The organism is Streptomyces decoyicus, from assembly GCF_019880305.1.
Classification (GTDB): domain Bacteria; phylum Actinomycetota; class Actinomycetes; order Streptomycetales; family Streptomycetaceae; genus Streptomyces; species Streptomyces decoyicus.
This window is the reverse complement of record NZ_CP082301.1, coordinates 656,179-675,560: the sequence shown is the minus strand read 5'-3', so window position 1 is coordinate 675,560 and position 19,382 is coordinate 656,179. Positions and strand designations below refer to the sequence as shown.

The 19,382-nt window shown below is 69.8% G+C and carries 23 protein-coding genes; 16 read left to right on the top strand and 7 right to left on the bottom strand.

Annotated features, from left to right (window positions below):
* The first annotated feature begins 104 nt into the window (after positions 1–104).
* From K7C20_RS02755 to K7C20_RS38950, 3 genes are read left to right on the top strand one after another with little or no spacing between them, the layout of a single operon-like run.
* Complete coding sequence (locus tag K7C20_RS02755; RefSeq protein WP_030078013.1) at positions 105–995, top strand: ABC transporter permease; 891 nt, start codon at positions 105–107, stop codon at positions 993–995.
* Positions 992–1,840 carry an ABC transporter permease gene (locus K7C20_RS02750; RefSeq protein ID WP_053210395.1) on the top strand — a complete coding sequence of 283 codons (849 nt, stop codon included), beginning with the start codon at positions 992–994 and terminating at the stop codon, positions 1,838–1,840. The genes K7C20_RS02755 and K7C20_RS02750 overlap by 4 nt, the downstream gene beginning before the upstream one ends.
* Positions 1,837–3,375, top strand: coding sequence for an ABC transporter ATP-binding protein (locus K7C20_RS38950; RefSeq protein ID WP_053210396.1), 1,539 nt, complete (start codon positions 1,837–1,839; stop codon positions 3,373–3,375). Before K7C20_RS02750 ends, K7C20_RS38950 begins: the two co-directional genes overlap by 4 nt.
* A gap of 175 nt (positions 3,376–3,550) precedes the next feature.
* Here the strand turns inward: K7C20_RS38950 and K7C20_RS02740 are convergent, their stop codons facing one another.
* Positions 3,551–5,107, bottom strand: coding sequence for a GMC family oxidoreductase (locus tag K7C20_RS02740; RefSeq protein ID WP_030078009.1), 1,557 nt, complete (start codon positions 5,105–5,107; stop codon positions 3,551–3,553).
* A gap of 609 nt (positions 5,108–5,716) precedes the next feature.
* Between K7C20_RS02740 and K7C20_RS02735 the strand changes: the two genes are divergently transcribed.
* From K7C20_RS02735 to K7C20_RS02695, 9 genes are all read left to right on the top strand, one after another.
* Positions 5,717–7,660: a trypsin-like serine peptidase gene (locus tag K7C20_RS02735; RefSeq protein ID WP_150127341.1), complete on the top strand. Its 1,944-nt coding sequence runs from the start codon at positions 5,717–5,719 to the stop codon at positions 7,658–7,660.
* Between the two features lie 179 nt (positions 7,661–7,839).
* Positions 7,840–8,160, top strand: a complete 321-nt coding sequence (locus K7C20_RS02730) for a gas vesicle protein GvpO (RefSeq protein ID WP_030078003.1) — start codon at positions 7,840–7,842, stop codon at positions 8,158–8,160.
* A 35-nt stretch (positions 8,161–8,195) separates the two neighbouring features.
* Positions 8,196–8,669, top strand: coding sequence for a gas vesicle protein GvpJ (gene gvpJ, locus K7C20_RS02725; protein WP_030078001.1), 474 nt, complete (start codon positions 8,196–8,198; stop codon positions 8,667–8,669).
* A gap of 3 nt (positions 8,670–8,672) precedes the next feature.
* Entirely contained in the window at positions 8,673–9,419 is a 747-nt protein-coding gene (locus K7C20_RS02720; RefSeq protein WP_030077999.1) for a GvpL/GvpF family gas vesicle protein, read from the top strand.
* Between the two features lies 1 nt (position 9,420).
* On the top strand, positions 9,421–9,645 hold the full coding sequence (locus K7C20_RS02715) for a gas vesicle protein GvpG (RefSeq protein ID WP_030077997.1): 225 nt from the start codon (positions 9,421–9,423) through the stop codon (positions 9,643–9,645).
* Between the two features lie 119 nt (positions 9,646–9,764).
* On the top strand, positions 9,765–10,133 hold the full coding sequence (locus K7C20_RS02710; RefSeq protein WP_030077995.1) for a gas vesicle protein: 369 nt from the start codon (positions 9,765–9,767) through the stop codon (positions 10,131–10,133).
* Positions 10,130–10,945: a GvpL/GvpF family gas vesicle protein gene (locus tag K7C20_RS02705; protein WP_053210398.1), complete on the top strand. Its 816-nt coding sequence runs from the start codon at positions 10,130–10,132 to the stop codon at positions 10,943–10,945. Before K7C20_RS02710 ends, K7C20_RS02705 begins: the two co-directional genes overlap by 4 nt.
* A 3-nt stretch (positions 10,946–10,948) precedes the next feature.
* Positions 10,949–11,179 (top strand): gas vesicle protein, encoded by a 231-nt coding sequence (locus K7C20_RS02700; RefSeq protein WP_030077989.1) that lies wholly within the window; start codon positions 10,949–10,951, stop codon positions 11,177–11,179.
* Positions 11,176–11,472 (top strand): gas vesicle protein K, encoded by a 297-nt coding sequence (locus tag K7C20_RS02695; protein ID WP_030077987.1) that lies wholly within the window; start codon positions 11,176–11,178, stop codon positions 11,470–11,472. Before K7C20_RS02700 ends, K7C20_RS02695 begins: the two co-directional genes overlap by 4 nt.
* Before the next feature lie 6 nt (positions 11,473–11,478).
* Here K7C20_RS02695 and K7C20_RS02690 read toward each other — a convergent pair whose 3' ends face one another.
* The 3 genes from K7C20_RS02690 to K7C20_RS02680 form a co-directional block, all read right to left on the bottom strand.
* Complete coding sequence (locus K7C20_RS02690; protein ID WP_053210399.1) at positions 11,479–12,327, bottom strand: DUF817 domain-containing protein; 849 nt, start codon at positions 12,325–12,327, stop codon at positions 11,479–11,481.
* 199 nt (positions 12,328–12,526) lie between these two features.
* Positions 12,527–12,820: a hypothetical protein gene (locus K7C20_RS02685; RefSeq protein ID WP_030077983.1), complete on the bottom strand. Its 294-nt coding sequence runs from the start codon at positions 12,818–12,820 to the stop codon at positions 12,527–12,529.
* Positions 12,821–13,171: 351 nt separating this feature from the next.
* Positions 13,172–13,441 (bottom strand): hypothetical protein, encoded by a 270-nt coding sequence (locus K7C20_RS02680; RefSeq protein ID WP_150127342.1) that lies wholly within the window; start codon positions 13,439–13,441, stop codon positions 13,172–13,174.
* 215 nt (positions 13,442–13,656) lie between these two features.
* Between K7C20_RS02680 and K7C20_RS02675 the strand changes: the two genes are divergently transcribed.
* Positions 13,657–13,854: a hypothetical protein gene (locus K7C20_RS02675; RefSeq protein ID WP_078953605.1), complete on the top strand. Its 198-nt coding sequence runs from the start codon at positions 13,657–13,659 to the stop codon at positions 13,852–13,854.
* Between the two features lie 67 nt (positions 13,855–13,921).
* Here the strand turns inward: K7C20_RS02675 and K7C20_RS02670 are convergent, their stop codons facing one another.
* Complete coding sequence (locus tag K7C20_RS02670; protein WP_078953606.1) at positions 13,922–14,095, bottom strand: CsbD family protein; 174 nt, start codon at positions 14,093–14,095, stop codon at positions 13,922–13,924.
* 235 nt (positions 14,096–14,330) lie between these two features.
* Positions 14,331–14,618 (bottom strand): hypothetical protein, encoded by a 288-nt coding sequence (locus tag K7C20_RS02665; protein ID WP_048828987.1) that lies wholly within the window; start codon positions 14,616–14,618, stop codon positions 14,331–14,333.
* A 311-nt stretch (positions 14,619–14,929) separates the two neighbouring features.
* On the opposite strand from K7C20_RS02665, the gene K7C20_RS38945 reads away from it, so the two are divergent.
* Complete coding sequence (locus tag K7C20_RS38945; RefSeq protein ID WP_280922035.1) at positions 14,930–15,064, top strand: hypothetical protein; 135 nt, start codon at positions 14,930–14,932, stop codon at positions 15,062–15,064.
* 401 nt (positions 15,065–15,465) lie between these two features.
* Here the strand turns inward: K7C20_RS38945 and K7C20_RS39220 are convergent, their stop codons facing one another.
* Positions 15,466–15,927: an STAS domain-containing protein gene (locus tag K7C20_RS39220; RefSeq protein ID WP_343236128.1), complete on the bottom strand. Its 462-nt coding sequence runs from the start codon at positions 15,925–15,927 to the stop codon at positions 15,466–15,468.
* 697 nt (positions 15,928–16,624) lie between these two features.
* Between K7C20_RS39220 and K7C20_RS02655 the strand changes: the two genes are divergently transcribed.
* Together K7C20_RS02655 and K7C20_RS02650 are read left to right on the top strand one after the other, a co-directional pair.
* Positions 16,625–16,795, top strand: coding sequence for a hypothetical protein (locus tag K7C20_RS02655; protein ID WP_160328773.1), 171 nt, complete (start codon positions 16,625–16,627; stop codon positions 16,793–16,795).
* 1,202 nt (positions 16,796–17,997) lie between these two features.
* The gene (locus K7C20_RS02650; RefSeq protein WP_030077975.1) at positions 17,998–19,206 is read left to right on the top strand and encodes a cytochrome P450; all 1,209 of its coding nucleotides are present in this window, start codon (positions 17,998–18,000) and stop codon (positions 19,204–19,206) included.
* The last annotated feature ends 176 nt before the right edge of the window (positions 19,207–19,382 follow it).

The window sequence follows — 19,382 nt, the reverse complement described above, 5'->3', positions numbered from 1 at the left end:
CGCGGCCGGCCGAGGCCGTCACCCGGCCCGTGGGGGCCTCGCCCGCGCGCCGCGCCGGTGTCCTCGGCCTGCGGGCCGCCGCCCTCGTGGGCAAACGCCTCGTGATGCTGCTGGTGCTGCTCGCCGTGGTGTTCGCCGCGATCGAGCTGCTGCCCGGTGACGCGGCCTCGGCCACTTCCGAACGCGGCGAGGGCGCCGCGGGCGTCGCCGCCCGCCGGCATCTGCTCGGCCTGGACCGGCCGGTGTGGGAACGCTTCTGGGACTGGATCACCGCCCTGCCCACCGGCGACCTCGGCACCTCGGCCCGCGGCGAGCGCGTCACCGACCTGCTCGCCGACCCCCTGCCCAACACCGTCCTGCTGGGCGCCACGGCGTTCGTCCTGACCGCTCTCGGCGCGCTCGCCCTCGGCCTGTGGGCCGCCGCCCGCCCCCGGGGCACCGTGGACCGCATCGTGGACCTCACCTCCACCGCCGCCTTCGCACTGCCCGAATTCGTGGTCTCCGTCGGCCTGTTGCTGGCCCTGTCCCTGTGGACGGGCTGGCTGCCGGCCGCCACGGTCACCAGCGCCGACGGCTCTCCGGCGAGCTGGAGCATGCTGGTGATGCCGGTGCTGGCCCTGACCATCCCGCAGACCGGCTGGAACACCCGGATCGTGCGGGCCGCGCTCGCCGACCAGGCCTCGACACCACATGTGGAGGCCGCCCACCTCGACGGCCTGCCCACCCGGCGGATCCTGCTGCGGCACGCCCTGCCCGGCGCCTGGCCCGCCATCGCCACCGGAGTGGCCACCGCCACCGGCCCCCTGCTCGGCGGCGCGGTCGTGGTGGAGACCCTCTTCAACTACCCGGGCATCGGGGCCGTTCTGGCCGGTGCCGTGGCCGACCGCGACACCCCCGTCATCGCCGGCGTCGTCGCCTGCGCGGCCGCGCTGATCACCGTCGTCCTCCTCCTCGCCGACCTTGTCCGCGCCCGCACCCTGGGAGCCCGCCCATGACCGCCACCGCGGTCCGCCGCCCGGCGGCGCCCGCCCGCCGCAGCCGGCCACGGATCCTCGCGCCGATCGCGCCCGCCGCCCTGCTGGTCCTGGTGGCGGTGACGGGCCCGCTGCTCGCCGCCCACCCCCTCGACAAACCCGTTACCGAGCCCTACGCCGAAGCCGGCGGTGCAGCCCTCCTGGGCGGTGACCAGCTCGGCCGCGACGTCCTCAGCCGGCTGCTGCACGGCGGCAGCGCGCTGATCGGCAACGCCCTGATCGTGGCCGTCACCATCACGCTGCTGGCCACGCTGCTGGGCTGCTTCGCCGTCCTCAGCCCCCGCCTGGGCCGACTCGTCGAACGCATCGCGGACACCGCGATCCTGCTGCCGCCCGTCCTGGGCATCATGCTGCTCGCCCTCGCCTGGCCCGGCGGGGGCCGCCTCGCCATCACCGTGGTGGCCATCTTCCTGGGCACCCCCTACGCCGTCCGCATCGTCGCCGGCGCAGCCGCTCCGCTCGCCACCACGGGATTCATCGAAGCGGCCACCGCGAGCGGCGAACGCATCGGGCACCTGGCCCTGCGGGAAATCCTGCCCAATCTCCGCGCCACCGTCCTGGCCCTGTTCGGTCTGCGCTTCGTCGACGCCGTCTACGTCATCTCCATGGCCGGCTTCCTCCAACTCGGCCCGCAACCTCCGGAAGCCGACTGGGCACTGATGATCCGTGAGAACGGAGCCGGCATCCTCCTCAACCCCTGGGCCGTCGTCGCTCCCGGACTTGCCATCGGCCTGCTCGCCATCAGCGTCAACCTCGCCGCCAACGCGTTGGCGCCCGCCACCGCCCGAAGGGCCGCCCTGCGATGACCACCACCGGCCGTTCCGCGCCCACCCCCCAGGACACTTCCTCGGCCATGACCGACTCCCTGCCGCCGGTGACGGTCACCGATCTCGCCATCGGCCTCCCCGACGGCCCGGCGCTGCTCCAGAACACCGGCCTCGGCCTGCGAACCGGCCGGATCACCGCGCTCACCGGCCCTTCGGGCTCCGGGAAGACCACTCTGCTCCGTGCCCTCATCGGAGACCTGCCCCCAGGGGCCCAGGTCACCTCCGGCTCCGTCGAGGTCTTCGGCCAGGACGTGTTCACCCTCGCGCCCGACGCCCTGCGCGCCCTGCGCCGCCACCGCATCGCCTACGTCGGACAGGATCCCGGCTCCGCACTCAATCCCCGGATGACCGCCGGACAACTGATCGCCGAAGTCGCCACCGACCCCACGCCCCGGGCCGTCGCGGCCCTGATGACCGAGTGCCGGCTGCCCGCCGAGCTCGCCCACCACCGCCCCGGCGCCCTGTCCGGCGGGCAGCAACGCCGGCTCGCGCTGGCCCGCGCCCTGGCCCGGCACCCCGATGTGCTTCTGCTGGACGAACCCACGGCCGGCCTCGACTCGGCCCTGCGCGACGAGATCGTCGCCCTGCTGCGCCGGCTCGCCACCGACCGTGGCATCGCCGTCATCCTGGCCTGCCACGATCCGCAGGTCGTCGAGGCCTGCGCGGACACCGTCAGCACCCTCCGCGCCCCCGCCCCGGTCCATGCGGCCCCCGCTCCGGTCCGCAAGCCCGGCCGCTCCCGCACCCCCGGACCCCCGGCCGCCCCCGATGACGGTCTGCGCGCCGCGCGTCTGGACGTCGCCTTCATCCACCGGGGCCACACGCACCAGGCCCTGAAGGAGGCCGACTTCCACGCCCCGCCCGGCTCGGCCACCGGTCTCATAGGTCCCTCCGGATCCGGCAAGACCACACTGCTGCGGACCCTGGCAGGCCTCCAGAAACCCGACGCCGGCACCCTCACCTGGAACGGCCGGCCGCTGCCCGCCACCGCCCGCAAGCGCAACCGTGACCAGCAACGGCGCATCCAGCTCGTCCCGCAGAACCCCCTGGGCGCCCTCAACCCCGCCCGCACCATCGGCGCGTCCCTCACCCGCCCCCTGCAACTCCACCGCACCGTCAGCAGGTCCGCGAGGCCGGCCCGCGTCGGCGAACTCCTCGACGACGTGGGCCTGCCCGCCGACTTCGCCGGCCGCTATCCCCATGAGCTGTCCGGCGGCCAGCGTCAACGAGCCTCCATAGCCCGCGCCCTGGCCACCGACCCCGACCTGCTGCTCTGTGACGAAGTCACCTCGGCGCTGGACCCGACGACGGCCACCGCGGTCATGGAACTCCTCACCCGCCTGCGCGCCGAACGCGGCCTGACCCTCGTCCTCGTCAGCCACGAACTCGACCTCGTCACCACCTACACCGACAGCCTCCACATGCTCCGCGAAGGACGCGTACACCTGGGAGGCGAGAGCGAGAGCAGCGAGGGCGAGAACGAGAGCGAGGGCGTCGCCGCGCAGCGGGCGTGAAGGTGTCGTGCCGGGCAGCGCGGGACCGGGGCGATGCGAGAGACGCGCCCCGGCGCCCCGGCGTCCCAGCGCGATGCGGTGCCCCCCGAAAGGACCGGCCCGGCGCGGAGAGTGACGGTGCCGCATGCGCCGGGCCCGCCGCCGGTCAGGTCAGTGCAGGTCAGTGCAGGTCACGTCAGGTCAGTGCAGGGAGGCCGCGGATCATGTCCGCCGCCTTCTCCGCGATCATGATCGTGGGTGCGTTGGTGTTGCCCCGCACCACGGTGGGCATCACCGAGGCGTCCACCACCCGCAGGCCGTCCACCCCGTGCACCCTGAGCCGGGAGTCCACCACCGGGCCGATCGAGCAGGTGCCCGCCGGGTGGTACAGGGTCTGGAGCTCACGACGGGCGAAGTCCAGCAACCCGGCGTCGTCCGTGGTGCGGGGAACGCGGTGGTCGGCGCGGCGGTGCTTGCGCAGACTGGGCCGGTCGGCGATGTCCAGCAGCATCCTCAGTGCCCGTACCATCGTCGCGCGGTCGTCCTCCGTGGCCAGATAGTTGTGCAGGATGTGCGGTGCGGCACTGGGCATCGCCGACCGCAGCGAGACCTTGCCCCGGCTGGTGGGGGTGAGCAGGACCGCGCCGAACATGAAGGCGTGGTCGGTGACGGGGCTGATGCCCTCCTCGTGGAACATCACCGGGGCGGCGTGTACCTGGATGTCCGGTGCGTCCAGCCCCTCGCGGGTCCGGTGGAAGCCGCCGACCTCGCCGACGTTGGACGTGAGCGGGCCGCGGGCCTCGGTCTCCAGCAAACGCACATTGTCCGGCGTCTCGGCGGTCAACAGGGTTGCGGTGTCGGTCAGATAGGACAGGCCGACATGCGGGTGGTCCTGAAGGTTCTCGCCCACCGGGAGGTCCACCAGAGGCGTGATACCGCAGGCCGTCAGTTCCCCGGCCACGCCGATGCCGGAAAGCATCAGCAGCTGCGGGGAGTTGTACGCACCGGCCGACAGCACCACCTCCCGCTCGGCGCGCCGTTGCAGCAGCTCCCCGCCCTGCTCCAGCTCGACGCCGATGGCGCGGTCGCCGTCGAACAGGATGCGGGTGCACTGGGAGCCGGTGAGCACTTCGAGGTTCGGCCGGGTCAGGGCCGGCCGCAGATAGGCAACGGCCGTGCTGCAGCGCAGGCCGTCGCGCTGGGTGAGGTGGTAGTAGCCGACGCCGTCCTGTTCCGGGCCGTTGAAGTCGGCGGTGAAGGGGTGGCCGGCCTCCTGGGCGGCCGCCACCCAAGCAGCCATCAGCGGATGCCGGGAGCGGCCTTCGCTGACGGTCAGCGGACCGCCGGCGGCGTGCCACGGTGGCAGCTCGCCCTGGAAGTCCTCGGCGCGCAGGAAGTAGGGGAGGACGTCGTCCCAGCCCCATTGCTCGGCGCCGGCCGCGGCCCAGGCGTCGTAGTCGCGCCGGTTTCCGCGGATGTAGATCATCGCGTTCATCGACGACGAACCGCCGAGCATCCGCCCCCGGGGCAGAAAGCGGCGCCGGCCGTCGAGGCCCGGTTCGCAGGCGCTGAGGTAGCTCCAGTCGTACTTCGTCTGGAACAGCTGGCTGAAGGCGGCCGGAACGTGGATCTCCTGGGCATCGTCCGCGGGCCCGGCCTCGATGAGCAGAACCCGGGTGTTCTCGTCCTCACTGAGCCGGGCGGCCAGAACGCAGCCCGCCGACCCGGCACCCACGATGATGTAGTCGTACACGTACACCCGTCCTTCGCAACCGGCGCATTCCCCGACCCTGTTCACCCAACCTGGAGGAACGGGTCGCACCACACCGGGAAACAAGCCATTGTCACCGGGCGCCGGGCCGCCGGGATCACGCGCGGGAGCGCGCGCCGCCGACGAGGGCGAAGGCGCCGCACTCACCGTGATTCTTCACAAACCAACACTGTCCGTTTTTGTCTGTGGTTTCGTGATACCTTCCTCCCGCTTCTTATGCTGCCGTTACATTCATGGGGGGACCGCGGTTGCGCCGTCGCCCTTCCCGGAAGGACCCCGGTGACCTCCCGCTCCCGCAGTCGGTTACGTGCTGTTGGAACAAGCTGCCGCTCCCGCGCGCCGAGAACGGCCATGTGACCTCGGCGGCCCCCGGCGTCCACGCCCGGAAGACCGCGCGGCACGCTGCCGGCGCCGCCCGTATTCCCGCTGACGGCACGACCGATGTCGCCAAGGTCTCCGGCCGCGGTGCCCGGGAACGGCCACCCGAGCGCCTGCACTGACGGCGCCGACGACACCCCGGCCCTGCCCGTGAAGCGCCGCGTCAGGACCTGACGCGGCCGCATCGATGTCACTTCTTCCATAGACAGGCTCATGAAACGAATAACCTGGGGGCGCGCCGCCGCCATCGGCGTCTGCGCCTCGATCGTTCCTGCCGTGCCGGCCGTCGCCGCTCACCCCTCGGCTCCGGCCGACGGGAATGAGATCACGTACCACGGCGCCTACCGGTCGCTGCCGGGCAACCGGCCGTCGCCGGCCTCCACCGCCCCCGCGGCGACTCCCGCACCGGACGACACGGCGAAGCCATCCAAGGGCGTGACGCCGGAGGAGATACGCAAGGCCCAGGAGGCGGAGCGCTACTGGACACCTGAGCGCATCCGTTCCGCCGTCCCCGTGGACGCGGTGCGGGACACCGAGAAGCTCCCGGACGAGCGGCGTCGCACCGGTGCGGCGGCGGGCAACCGTTCGTCGGCCGTGCCGAGCCATCCGGCGCACGCCGGAGTCGCCACGGTCGGGGTGTTCCTGATCCGCAACGACGACGGATCGCCCACCCCCAACCAGTTCTGCACCGCCAGTGCCGTGGCCTCGTCGACCAAGAGTCTGGTCCTCACGGCGGCGCACTGCCTGAAGAGCGACAAGCCGTACCGCAATGTCGCGTTCGTGCCGGGCTACCGTGCCGGGGCGTCGCAGGCGGGCCAGTCCGGGGAGACCCCGTACGGCATCTTCCCGATGGAGCAGGGCAAGGTCTGGATCGACAGCCGGTACCTGGCCAAGTCACCCAGCGACGATGTGGACTTCGCCTTCCTGCGCGTCGGCCCCAACTCCCAGGGGCAGCTGCTGGAAGACGCCGTCGGCCGCGGCAACAGCCTCACCTCCGTCCCCGCCACCCAGCTGGCCCGCCGTGATGTCACGGTCATCGGCTACCCGGGCGGTCAGAAGACGCCGTTGCAGTGCACGAACGACACCAGGGCCTTCCAGGGCCGGTTCATGGAAATCACCTGTGCCGGCTACCGTTCCGGCGTCAGCGGCGGACCGTTCCTGGAGAACTTCGACGGCAGCCGCGGCAACCTCGTCGGCGCCATCGGCGGCTACAAGACCGGCGGACTCAGCGACGACGTCTCCTACACCTCGCAGTTCGACAACGACGTCTTCCGTCTCTACCACCAGGCGGTCGACGACGCGGCGCCGGACACCGTCAACCCCCTGGGAAGCGCGTCCACTTGGCAGCACGCCACGGGCCTGACCACCGGCCGGTTCCATACCGACTCGGTGCGCAACGGCACCGGTGACCTGATCGTGCGCTGGTCCGACGGAGAGGTCTCGCTCTACCCCGGCAACCGCCGGTACGGCTTCGCCAAGGACATCCAGCTCGCCAAGAAGGACGGGCCCTGGAAGCAGGCGAAGGTCGTCACCGCGGGCGAATTCACCGGCAACACCACCGACGACCTCCTCGTCCGCTGGGCCGACGGCAAGCTGACCCTCTACAAGGACGTCGACGAAACCAACAAGTTCACCCAAGCGGTCCAGCTCAAGGGCCCCAACGACACCTGGACGCATGCCTCCGGCCTCACCGCCGGCCGTTTCGGCGGCGGCAACACCCGACGCGACGACCTGGTGGTGCGCTGGTCCGACGGCGAGGTGACGCTCTACACCAACGTCGACGGCAAGGGCCTGCACGCGGAGAAGCGGCTCACCAAGCGCAACACGACATGGCCGCACGCCCGTGACATCGCCGCCGGCGACTTCGCCACCGCGGCCGGCGACCAGGACCTGTTCGTCGCGTGGTCCGACGGTGAAGTCACCGTCTACGAGAACACCGGGGCCAAGGGCCTCACCGCCGCCGCGGAACGCCGGCTCCGGCCCGCGAAGTCCGCGTGGCGCAACACCGGCCTCGTCGTCTCCGGAGCCTTCGGCGGCGGTACCCGCCAGGACGATCTGATCGCTCGCTGGCCCGGCGGACAGCTCGTCCTGTACGGCGACACCACGACCAGGTCGCTGGGCCGTGAACGCGTCCTCGTTCCTCCGCAGATCAGCTGAACCACCACGTCACGCGCCATGGATGCCTTCCGGTTCTGCCACAGAACCGGAAGGCATTGTGCGTTCCCCGCGGCCCGGGCTGCCGCCGCCGGTCCTCTCGTGCCGTCGTCGTCCCGCCGGGTCGCATCATTTGGCCCCATTGAAGATGCACAGGTCACGAGGGCGACGAGACTTGGTGTATGGCAGAACAATCCCGAACGCGGGTTCGGTCGTCCTCGGCTGCCCGGAAAGACAAGAAGAAGCCGACGAACGATCCCGGTGCGGTGGCTCGCCGGGCCGCTGAGATGTTGCAGAGCCTGATCAGTCACCGGGTGGAAGGTGTCACGGCGGTACGGCGCACCGACGACGGCTGGTGTGTCGAGGTGGACGTGCTGGAGCTGGCGCGGATTCCGGACACCACGAGCCTTCTCGCGACCTACGAGGTGAAGCTCGACGACGACGGCGAGCTGCTCGAGTACTACCGGACCCACCGGTACCGACGTGGTGCGGCCGACCAGTGAACGCACCGCGCTGACCAGCTGAAAGGGCACTCCAGATGGCCACCACGACTTATTCAGGCATGTCCGGCGAGGTCATTCCCTGCCCGCCGAGAGCCGGCACGCTCTACGACGTGATGGAACTCATCCTGGACCGGGGGATGGTCATCGATGTGTTCATACGGGTGTCCCTGGTCGGGATCGAGATCCTCAAGATCGATGCCCGCATCGTGGTGGCCAGCGTCGATACGTACCTGCGTTTTGCGGAGGCGTGCAATCGACTGGATCTGGAGCGCGATTCGGGCAGCGTGACCGTCCCCGAGCTCTTCAGCGGCCAGGCCGCCAAGAGCATCGGAAAGCGCAAGGCGCAAAAGGCCGCCTCGTCAATCGGCGACACCGTCCGCTCGGTGGTGGGCGGGGGCGACGACTCGGACGACGACGCCGAGGAGGAAGCGCAGCCGAAGAAGAAGCGGCGCAGCGGTTCCGCCCGGTCCGGAGCCGCCTCCCGCCGGCGGCAGTCAGAGGAGGAGTGACCAGTGACGGACGACGGCATCTACGTCTACGGCATCGTCCGGGCCGAGCACCCGCTGCCCTCGCACCTGGGCGGAGTGGGGGAGCCCCCGGGGACCGTGGAGCGCATGGTCGAGGGCCGCGTTGCCGCGGTCGTGAGCCAGGCGCCGCCGAAGCTGCGCGCCCGTCGCCGCGACCTCATGGCGCACCAGGAACTGCTGCTGGCCCTGGCCGAAGACGGGCCGGTGCTGCCCATGCGGTTCGGCATGGTCGCGCCGGACGAAGCAGTGGTCCGCCGACAGCTTTCGGACGCCGAGGAGCGTCATCTGGAGGCCCTGGCGGACCTCGCGGGCCGGGTCGAGATCAACGTCAAGGCGATGCCGGCCGACGACTCGCTCGCCGCGCTGGTCAAAGGCGATGCCACCATCCGCGGGCTGCGGGAAGCGGTGCGCCGGCAACCGAGCTACGAGGCGAATATGCGTCTCGGAGAGGCGGTGGCCACCGCGCTGTCGCGCCGGGCCGCCGAAGCGGGTCACGAAATCGTGCGCGCGCTGACGCCCCGGGCGCACGCGGTCTCCGCCGGGCCGGAGGTCTCCGGGTGCCAGGTCAATGTGTCCTTCCTGGTGGACCGGAGCGACAGCGCCGACTTCGCCGCGGAGGCGGAGTCTCTCGCCCGGCACCGCCGCGATCGCGTCGTACTACGGGTGGCGGGCCCGCTGCCCTGCTACAGCTTCCTCGAACCACGCGCGCTCGCGGGCCGGGCCGGAGGCTGAGATGGGGCTGATCAGCGGCGTGCTCACCCTGCCGCTCGCCCCCGTGCGGGGTGTGGTCTGGGTGGCCGACCAACTCGCCCAGGCGGCCGACCGCGAGCTGCACGACCCGTCCGTGATCCGCGCCCGGCTCGCCGCGCTGAACCATGAATTCGAGTCCGGGCACCTCAGCAAAGAGGCGTTCGAATACGAAGAGGAGCAGCTGCTCGACCTGCTGTACGAGAGCTGACCGGCCGCCGGGGAGAGGTGTCACGCCCGGAGCGCCCGACGAACGGGAGCCAGGCCGGCAGCCGCCCTGGCCGGCGGTCACCTGCCGCACGCGACCACGACGAAGGAAGGAGGGACCACGTGACCGACGTCGATGAGAGATGGGGCGCTCCTCCTGCCAACGGTCCGACTACCTCGAACCTCGCCGACATCCTCGAACGCGTCCTCGACAAGGGGATCGTCATCGCCGGTGACATCAAGATCGACCTTCTCGACATCGAGCTGCTCACCATCCGGCTGCGCCTGTTCGTCTCGTCCGTGGAGACGGCCAGGAAGGCCGGTATCGACTGGTGGGAGACCGACCCCGCGCTCAGTTCCAAGGCGGCGCAGAACGAGCTGCGGGAGGAGAACCGCCGGTTGCGCGAGCGTGTGGACGCACTGGAGTCCGGCGACGACGACTCGCCCGCTGACCGGTCGAAGGACAAGGACACGGCAGGGGCGGCGACATGACGACGGAGTGGCCCGGTACCCCCGAGACGGCCACCGCGACCTATGTCTTTGCCGTGTGCCGGCAGCTCGATCCGGCGGCCCTCACCGGACTCGCCGGCCTGGCGGACGGCTTCCCCGTGCGCGGTCTGCGGTTCGGGGCCCTCACGGCGGTCGTCCAGCACGTACCCGCTGCCGGGTTCACCGAGGACGCATGGCAGCAGCGGCTGTCGGACCGGGAAGAACTGGAGCACTGTGCACGCGCCCACCACGATGTGGTGACCGCGGCCGCCGCCTGCGGGCCCACGGCGCCGCTGGCGCTGGCCACGCTCTACCGGGGCGACGAGCGGGCGCGGCAGGCACTGGAAGCCGATGCCGACCGGTTCGCCGCAGTACTGGCACGCGTCGAAGGCCACGCCGAATGGGGGGTGAAGGTCTATCTGCCCGCGACCGCCCCCGGGCCCGCCGCGACCGCGCCCCCCGGACCTCACCGGAGCGGCGGCGGGGCGGGGGGCGGAGCGGGCCGCGCCTACCTGGAACGGAAGCGGGGCCTGCACCGGGCACGGGAGCAGCACCATGACCGCGCGCTGCGGACCGCCGAGGACATCGACACCGCCCTGAGCCGCCTGGCCACCGCGACCCGCCGGCTGCGCCCGCACGGTCCGGAGCTGACGGGGGAGAAGCACCGCCTACAGATCCTCAATGCCACCTATCTGGTGTCATCCGTGCGCGTCAGGAGACTGCTGGAGGCGGTGGCGGGCCTGCGACACCGCACCGGAGCGGACGTCGAGGTGTCGGGCCCCTGGGTCCCGTACTCCTTCGTCGGGGAGGTATGAGCCGTGTCCGCTCCGCATCCCGTCCCCTGGGAGACGCCGGGCCCGCTCACCGGGCCCATCGGTGTCCCGTTGGTCGACCTTCTCGACCGCGTGCTGTCCACGGGGGTCGTCATCAGCGGGGACCTGGTCATCGCCATCGCCGATGTGCCTCTGGTGCGGCTCTCCTTGCACGCACTGCTGTCGTCGGTCAGCGAACGGGTGCCCGCGCCGTGGTCGGACTCGGGCCCGCTATGACGGATCGAACCGGTGCGCGCGAGGGCAGACTCGACATCGACCGTGAACAAATGGGGCGCGACCTGGTCTCGTTGGTACTCACCGTGGTGGAACTCCTGCGGCAGTTGATGGAACGGCAGGCGCTCCGCCGGGTGGAACAGGGAGACCTGAGCGACGCGCAGGTGGAACAGATCGGCGAGACCCTGATGCACCTCGAAGAGCGGATGACCGAGCTGTGCGATCAGCACGGCCTGCGCCTCGAAGACCTCAACCTCGATCTCGGCCCCCTGGGCTCCCTCCTGCCGCGGAACTGAGGGTTTTCAGCCGGCGGCCCTGGCGCCAGGGGCCGGTATGCCGGCGGCCCTGGCGTCGGGGTCCGGTACACCGCCGGCCGGGCCCCTGCCGGGGTCGCGCTTGCCCTTGGCCCAGGCGACCAGGACGAACGTCACGCTGATCAGGAGTGCCCAGGCTCCGATCTTCTCTCCGGCGACGGGCTGCCAGCCGTGCAGCTGATGGGGGTAGCGCCAGGCGCCGAGGTACGTGGCGATGTTCTCCGCCAGCCACAGGAAGAAGCCGATCAGGGTGAAGCCGAGCGCAAGGGGCATGCGGTGGCGGGTGTGCCCGACGGTGAATGCCACCTGGGTCCCGGCCGTGGCCGCGAGCAGCGCGACGGCGAGGGGCCAGCGCAGGTCCGGGAGCCAGTGATGGCTGAAGAAGTTCGCGTAGATCGCCACGGCCACCACCGAGGTGGCTCCGGCGCGGTAGCGGACCAGCTCCAGGTCCATCACATGCCAGGCGCGGCAGACGTAGCTGCCCACCGCGGCGTACAGGAACCCGCCGTACAGGGGCACGCCGGCGAACTTCAGCACGGCAGGCTCCGGATAGCTCCAGGACCCGAGGGCGACCTTCACCACCTCGAAGGCCAGCCCGATCACATGGCACACCGCGATGACCGCGAGGTCGCGCCCGCTCTCCCAGCGGCAGGCCAGGAACACCGCCGTCAGCAGCACTCCGTAGGCGACCAGCAGGTCATATCGGGCGATCGGCAGCTGCGGCAGCGCCTGGGACACGGCCACACCCGACAGCAGCGCGATGGCGAAGGCACAGCAGCGCGTCTCCAGCCAGGCAAAGAGAAGCGCCTTCCGCAGGAGGGAACCAACAGTCGACATATCTATGCCGACGCAACGGGCCCGCAGAACGGTTGCCCCGGCTCCGGCCCCCGGCCTTGCTCACGGGGCGCACCCTCGCCACGACCGGCGACCTCGCGGAGCTCTGGACCGCCCTCCAGGCCAGGGAACTCCTCCAAGGCCCCGCACGCACAGAGGGCTCTCGCTCCCACTTCCGTGGAGCCTTCCGTGGAGCGAGCCTTTAGGCGCGGCGGAGCCGGGCGGCCAGCATGTGGCCGAGGCACAGGTAGACCACGGCGGGCAGCCCGTAGTTCAGCACGGTCCGCACCCATGCGGTGTCCATGGTGAACAGGTCGTGCGACCAACCGGCCAGCCAACCGGCCACCGTGTGGACGAAGTTGACCAGGTCGTTGGCGCGATTTGCGTCGAGGAGGGCGAAGAGAATCCACAGACCGAGAATCAACGCAGTGAGGTCGGCAATGACGACGACGGCCTTCGCTGCTTCGTTGCTGCTGTAACGAGCGCGTCTGGACATGAACAACGCGTTACCGCTTTCCGCGCATTGAAACGCGCGACGCGCTCCCGCCCGCGCACCGCATCTCAGCAGGAGCGGCTCAGCGCGCGAGCAGTCGCTCCCAGTTGCCGTGGGCGATCCGACCTTCCGCCGGAAGCAGTCGCGGAGCGGCCGGTCGAGCTTGATCGTCGACAGGCCGTCGGGGCGGACGGCCCTAGTCGGCACGTGCAGACTCGTCGCCTTCCACGGCAGCGCCGACTGCAGCCACACCGCGGCGCCGCCGACGAGCGGCCACGGGCGCCCATGATCAGCTCCAGCCCCGACCGCCGCGACGGCGCTGTCCAGCCGCGCGGCGGGCCTACAGGGCCGTCCTCAGCCGTTGTCGGCCACGGCGGCGATGTGGGCGCGGTAGGCGGCGATCTCGGCCTCGGTGAGCGCCAGACGGCCGGGGCCGGGCTGGTCTGCCGGGAGCTTGGTCGCCTGGACCGCGGCCTCGTACAGGGGGCCGGGCAGGTTCAGCAGCAGTTGTCCCTGCTCAGCGGTCTCGATCACCACCCAGGAGTCCGCGTTCTCGTCGTGAACATCAGTGACGCCGATGGTGCTGATGGCGGTCACGGTCAAAACCGGAGGTATATCGCTCATGGCACCTCCCTATCAGGCATGGACCGCCACGGCGAATCGCTGTCGGCTACTCGTGAGTCCGGTACTCGGCCGCTGGGGTGTCGCTGCTGTTCCCCTGGCGTGACAGGGACGAAGGGCCCGGTGCGTGGAGGGAGCCGGTGGAGGCTCCGGGGCGGGCCCCACTACGGGCTGCTGCCGCGCCACGGGCTCCTCTCCACGGCTCCTCTCCACGGACAGTGACGACGCCGTCGACGCTCTTGGAGGAACAGGAACAGGAACAGGAACAGGAACAGGAACAGGAACAGGCACAGGAACAGGAACAGGAACAGGAACAGGAACAGGCACAGGGCCGGTGCCCGGGATTTCCTGCGGCGCCCTTTCCGCTCTCCGGTGAATGGCGGGGAAGTCCGGCCGGTCGCATTGACGAGGAGTGACGCATGTCAGGGAGGGGCGGGACCACACACCTGCGTGGTCCCGCCCCTCCCTGACACCCGCCGGGCGTCAGTCCTTGAGGGCGTCCTTGCCCTTTTCCTTTGCGTCACGCAGATATCCCTTGGACTCGCGCACGGCACCGTCGGCTTCGAGACGCTCATTGCCGACCGTGCGGCCGACTTCCTTTTCGGCCTTCCCGGTCGCCTGCTCGGTCTTGGCCTTCGCCTTCTCCACGGCGCTCATGATGCGATCCTTTCGTCGGCGTTATCACTCCGGTGCCTACAGGACTCTGCGGGAAACGCAGAAATTTCCCGGGAGGGCGCCGAGAGGTGCCCGGACGGACCGAGTGGGTGCGGCAACAAGGCTGTTGCCGCACCCACTCGGTGCTGTCGACTCGGGAGTCGGGGAGAGCCGATTGCGCCGATGCCGGCCCTTGCCGTCAGGCGGGGCGAATCGACCCTGGTGTCAGGCCCCGGTCCTAGCGCATGGCCCCGCCGCCGGTGTGCATACCGCCGACCGGACGGTGGTGGCGGTAGTGGTGCCTGTGGTGGCCGTGCTTGCAGTGGTGGTGCCTGTGGTGGCCGTACCAGTGGTGGTCGCGGTCGCGGTCACCCCTGCGGTGATGGTCGTCGCCGTCGCCGTGTGCCGAGGTTGCGCTGACCGTGGCGCTGTCCTCGACCGCGGGCGTGGCGATCGCGGTGGGAGCCGTCACCGCGAAAACCGCGGTGATGACGGCTGAGGCGAACAGGGTGCGGGCAGTGCGCATGGGCATGTTCCTTTCGGCCTACCACGAAGGACGACACAGTGTCGGCCTCCTGAATCGCAGTAGTAGCGACATATGACCCGCACTCAGCTGACTTGTCACGGCGCACCACTTGAGAAGGCCCTAAAGATCAGCTTTATGGGTGGCGTGAGGGGGAAGTCGACTCTTGGGACGGCGGGAGGGGAGGCGGGCGGAATCCGTTCCGCCATTTGTGCCGCGATGCGGTCTTCGCCGTTCGCCGCCGGTTGTCCACGGGCGGTTCGACGGTGACCGAGCGCGGCGCGCAGGACTCACCCGGGTGAAGGGTGTGCCCGATGCGCAAGGTCACCCACTTCTTCCTCATGTTTGTACGTCGCATCGAATTCCGGATGAATAATTGCCTCGCCGTGGCCGCCGCGCCTCTTCAAGGAATACCACTGCTCAGTCAACAGCTTGTTGCCGGTCCGTGAATGCTCCCTCCTCTGAGGCAGGCACGGCGGCGCTGATTTCCTGCATCGTCGGCGCGATCGCGGTGGTACTTGCGACGCGGGTGCCCGCCGAGCGCGGTGGCCTGTTCCCGGCGGCCCCGATCGAGTTCGAGGCCGTGATCGGCTGCGTCGGAAGTGGTGTGCCGGGAGTGAAGTGGCCCTCGACAAACCGACTTGCCAGTATAAATACTCAAACGCCAGCAGATCAGGGCGTGTTGGTGGTCTCGGCTCGCAAGTCCCCATGCGTGACGGTCTGTTACCCGGGTAGGGGAAGGGCGGGCCGGGGCGGGCCGCGGCGGCGGTCACCTCGCGGCAGCGCCCCGGCCCGTATCGCCACTCTCCCGGCCCGTATCGCCACTCTCCGGCCCCACATGCGAGGACCGCTAAAGCCGGTCGAGAGCCGCGCGCACCACGGTGTGCAGGTCCGCGCCCTGCAAGTCGAGGTGCAGGGCCGAATCCAGGACGTAGCGCGGTTGCGTCTGCCAGCCGCGGGTGTGCAGGCGGGTGCGATGGCGGGTGGTGTGCTGGTGCAGACCGCACAGGAAGTGCAGGCCCGTCACGTCCATGAACGGCACCTGCTGCATGTCCAGGACCACACTGGACAGCGTCGCGGGCAGTGAGGCAAGGGCTCGGTCGCATGCGGGATCGGCGGCGCGGTCGATCTCACCGCAGGCCATGAGCAGTACGGTGTCATCCAGATACTGGGTGCTGATGCTGAAAGGAATAACGCCCTCAAAGGGTTGGGGTGGCAGCCTCGAGCAGCCGAACACTGCGGGCACACGGCAGGCGCCGCGTGTGGTCCGGAGTTCGCGGGCCGCCACAGCAGGAGCTGCCGGGGGCCACATCCTGCCTTTCGGAGTGTCGCGTGAGTGAGGCTCACGAGCCGAACCAGGCTGTTCCGTCACCTCACTGTCCCATACCCCGTCGCCAAATCGTAACCATCGGCATGTCCTCCGACCGGCATACCGGGAGTGACGACGGGCGTGCGGGCGGTGCGCACGCGTCTCTGCGCCCTGCGGCGCTCGACGACGAGACCGTTGCGCGAGCCCCTCGACCGAGACCGTTGCGCGAGCCCCTCGTTTCGGCAGCCGTCCCGCTCGTGCCGGCCGCTCCGCACGCCGTCGTCGTCGTGTACGTGAAGCTGTCGAGCGGCAGGGCAACTCGGCTGCTCGGGGCCCGGGTTGAGCGTGAGGTGGGCAGTGCAGTGCTGTGACGGAGGGTACGGCAAGCCCCTTGTGCGCCCAGGTCTCATCGGGCGGCCGGCCCGGACGGTCCGGCCGGTGTGCCGGCCTGTCTGCTGCCCGGTGTTTCAGGCCGCGGGTCTGCCTGTCCCCGTCTGTCCCCCGTGGCGAAGCCGTGGACCGTCCGGCCAGGGCGACGGGCCGGCCGTAGGCATGTCCGGCGCTTCGTCGCCCGGTTGCTTGCACGCCGGCAAGTAATTCGTCCTCTCTTTCCGCGTAAGCGGCAGGGCAATTACCTGGGTATCCGCATCGGCCGCAAGGCATGGATTCCAGCCAATTAACCGACCGGCGAAAGTAAGCCATGGGGGGAGGGGTCGCCCTGGCCGACGAGCAACCGTGGATGCCGGCCACGATGGCCCATCGGCACCGTGGCAACGGTCTGGCCTGCCCTACCTCGATGCGGGCCGTCGGCCTGCTGAACCTCTTCGGGCTGACTGTGCCGGCCGTGGCCCTGGCCCGGATCTGCTCTTGAGGGCTTGCTCTCCCCGCAGTGGTTTTGCCAAGGTCTGCTTCTCGCCGAAAGCGGTGGTGGCATCATCGTGCGGCGGGGATGGGGGGTGCTCCTCGGAGAGCTGTTCCGCTCTCCAAGAAGTGCTCAATGCCCCTCTTCCCGCGTTCAGTTCGAACGGACGGTCGAACTCGCTTGTCTCACGCGCAACTAAGGTCGCTTGCGACCTGCTGGTTGGTGAAGGCAAATGGGTTTAAAAATCACTCTCAGTCAGACTGCGGGGGGTTGCTATTATATGACGGGGAGTGAAGACTGTCGGTCAAGCTGGACTGGCGTGAAAGCGCTCGGGGGCCCGGCTCGCTGACAACAGCAAACTGTACCTACCGGTAATGTTTACGTTTCTCTCGTTCCCTTTTGGGCGCCGGTGGCTCGTGTGCGGATCGCCACCCTTTTACTTGCGCGGGGTGTCTGGCACGCGCCATGTGCGAGGGGTTTTCAGTGGGGGATGTGTGGTAACGAGATGGTCAACGGCGGCTCCGCTGCCGTATGTCCGTGCAACGGTGAATGGCCGGGGAGGGGTTCTGCGGGCTTTTTCATCGAGTCGTGAGGCGGGTCCGTCAGCATGCTCTCGGTGGCCTGCGCCAAGGGCGAGGAAGGGTCTCGGTATGCGGAATTTCGCGCCCGGCTCTGTCCGTAATGGGCCGACGTTCCACCCACGGTGGCGTTCCGCTCGGCCGTCACGGCTGCTTATTTGTTGCTGTCGCCGCTGACCGCCCGGGCCGCGGTATCCCGGGCGCCGTCGACGCCGATCACTGCGCAGTGAGGCCGGCGCCGCCGTGCCCGCGCCGACACGAAAACCGGATTCAGGAGCCTGCGCTGTCGTTCCTTGCGGGGCCCGGAGGTTGGCCATATCGGCATGCCTTTAACCGATGTTCACGTTCGCGTTTCTTCATGAGCGGTCGTGCCGTCGGGAGGATTCTGGTGCCCTTTTTGGGTTACCGCGCCGACATTGTGACAGCCGTGCGCTCAAACCTGGCTCCGCTAATTCGCGCACAGGAAGTACAAAATTAATCAGAAGGCCGTCAAGGTCGCGAAAGGGCTGTGATAGTAAACCTGTTGCGTACACGGCGATCCGTATTTTCGAGGGGTACGGCCGCCGAACCAGTCCAGCGCTTAACTGCCGGGGAGGAACGAACCCTCCCGGACCTGCACTTCAGGGAGTACCGGTGACCAGCAACGAACTGAAAGAGGCACCTTTCGTCTTCGACGATCTGGTCGGCCGGTGGAGTGCCTTGAGCGAGGCCGACCCCGTACGCCATGACGAGCGGCAGAACCTCTGGCAGGTGCTGGACCACCGGAGCGTCGCCGCCGTGCTCGCCGACCCGGCGACCTACTCCTCGGACTTCTCCGGGCTGACCCCCACCCAGCCGGACTTCGAGACCTTCCGCCAGGGCAACTTCGTCGGCATGGACCCGCCGGAGCACCGCAAGCTGCGCACCCTCGTCAGCCAGGCATTCACTCCCCGCGTCGTCGCCGGGCTCGAACCCAGGATCCACGCCATCACCGCGGAACTGCTCGACGCCGTCGAGGACCGTGACCGGTTCGACGTGGTGGACGCGCTGGCCTACCCGCTGCCCATCCTCGTGATAGCCGAGCTGCTCGGGGTGCCGGCGAGCGACCGCGGGCTGTTCCAGGAGTGGGCGGCCACTCTCTTCGGCGGGGACGAGATAGGCGACGCGCTGGACATGAGCGATGTCGAGCGCGCGCTGGTGGCCATCGCGCCCACCGTGCGCGAGATGAACGGCTATATCCTCGAACACATCCGTCACCACCGGAGACATCCCGGGGAGGGCCTGACCAGCAGGCTGCTGGAGGCCGAAGTGGACGGGGTGCGCATGGCGGACCAGGAGATCGTCGGGTTCGTGGCCCTGCTGCTGGTCGCCGGGCACATCACCACCACCGCCCTGCTGGGCAACGCCGTGCTCTGCTTCGACCAGTACCCCGAGGCCGCCGCCCTGGTGCGCGCGGACCCGGGCCGGCTGCCGGACGCCATCGAGGAGGTGCTGCGGTGGCTGCCGCCCTTCCCCGAACTGGGGCGCCGCACCACCCGCGAGGTCGAACTCGGCGGCAGGACCCTGCCCGCCGACTCCATCCTGATGGCCAACCTGGCCTCCGCCAACCGCGACCCGGCACGGTTCGCCGATCCCGGCACGTTCCAGGTGACGCGCGATCCCAACCCGCACCTGACCTTCGGCCACGGCATCCATTTCTGCTTCGGCGCCCCCCTGGCCAGGCTGGAGGCGCACATCGCTCTGCGCCAACTGCTGGACCGCTTCTCCTGCATCACCGTCCCGGACCGCCGCGAGGTCGAGTTCCAGAACCCGGCCGTCATTGTCAGCGCGCGCCGTCTGCCGTTGGAGGTGCGGAGGGCATGACGCCGTTCGCACAGGAGGGCGCGCCCGGCTGCACGGGCCGGGCGCGCGTGAGGAGATCGGTCGCCGAGTGCCCTCGGCGACCAGGCCCAGGGGCTGGTTCGCCCACGCCGTGAGCGCGTTGGTTTCACGGTGAGCAGCGTGTCATTCCCCCGTGTTTCGAGTTCCGGGAGTTCCTT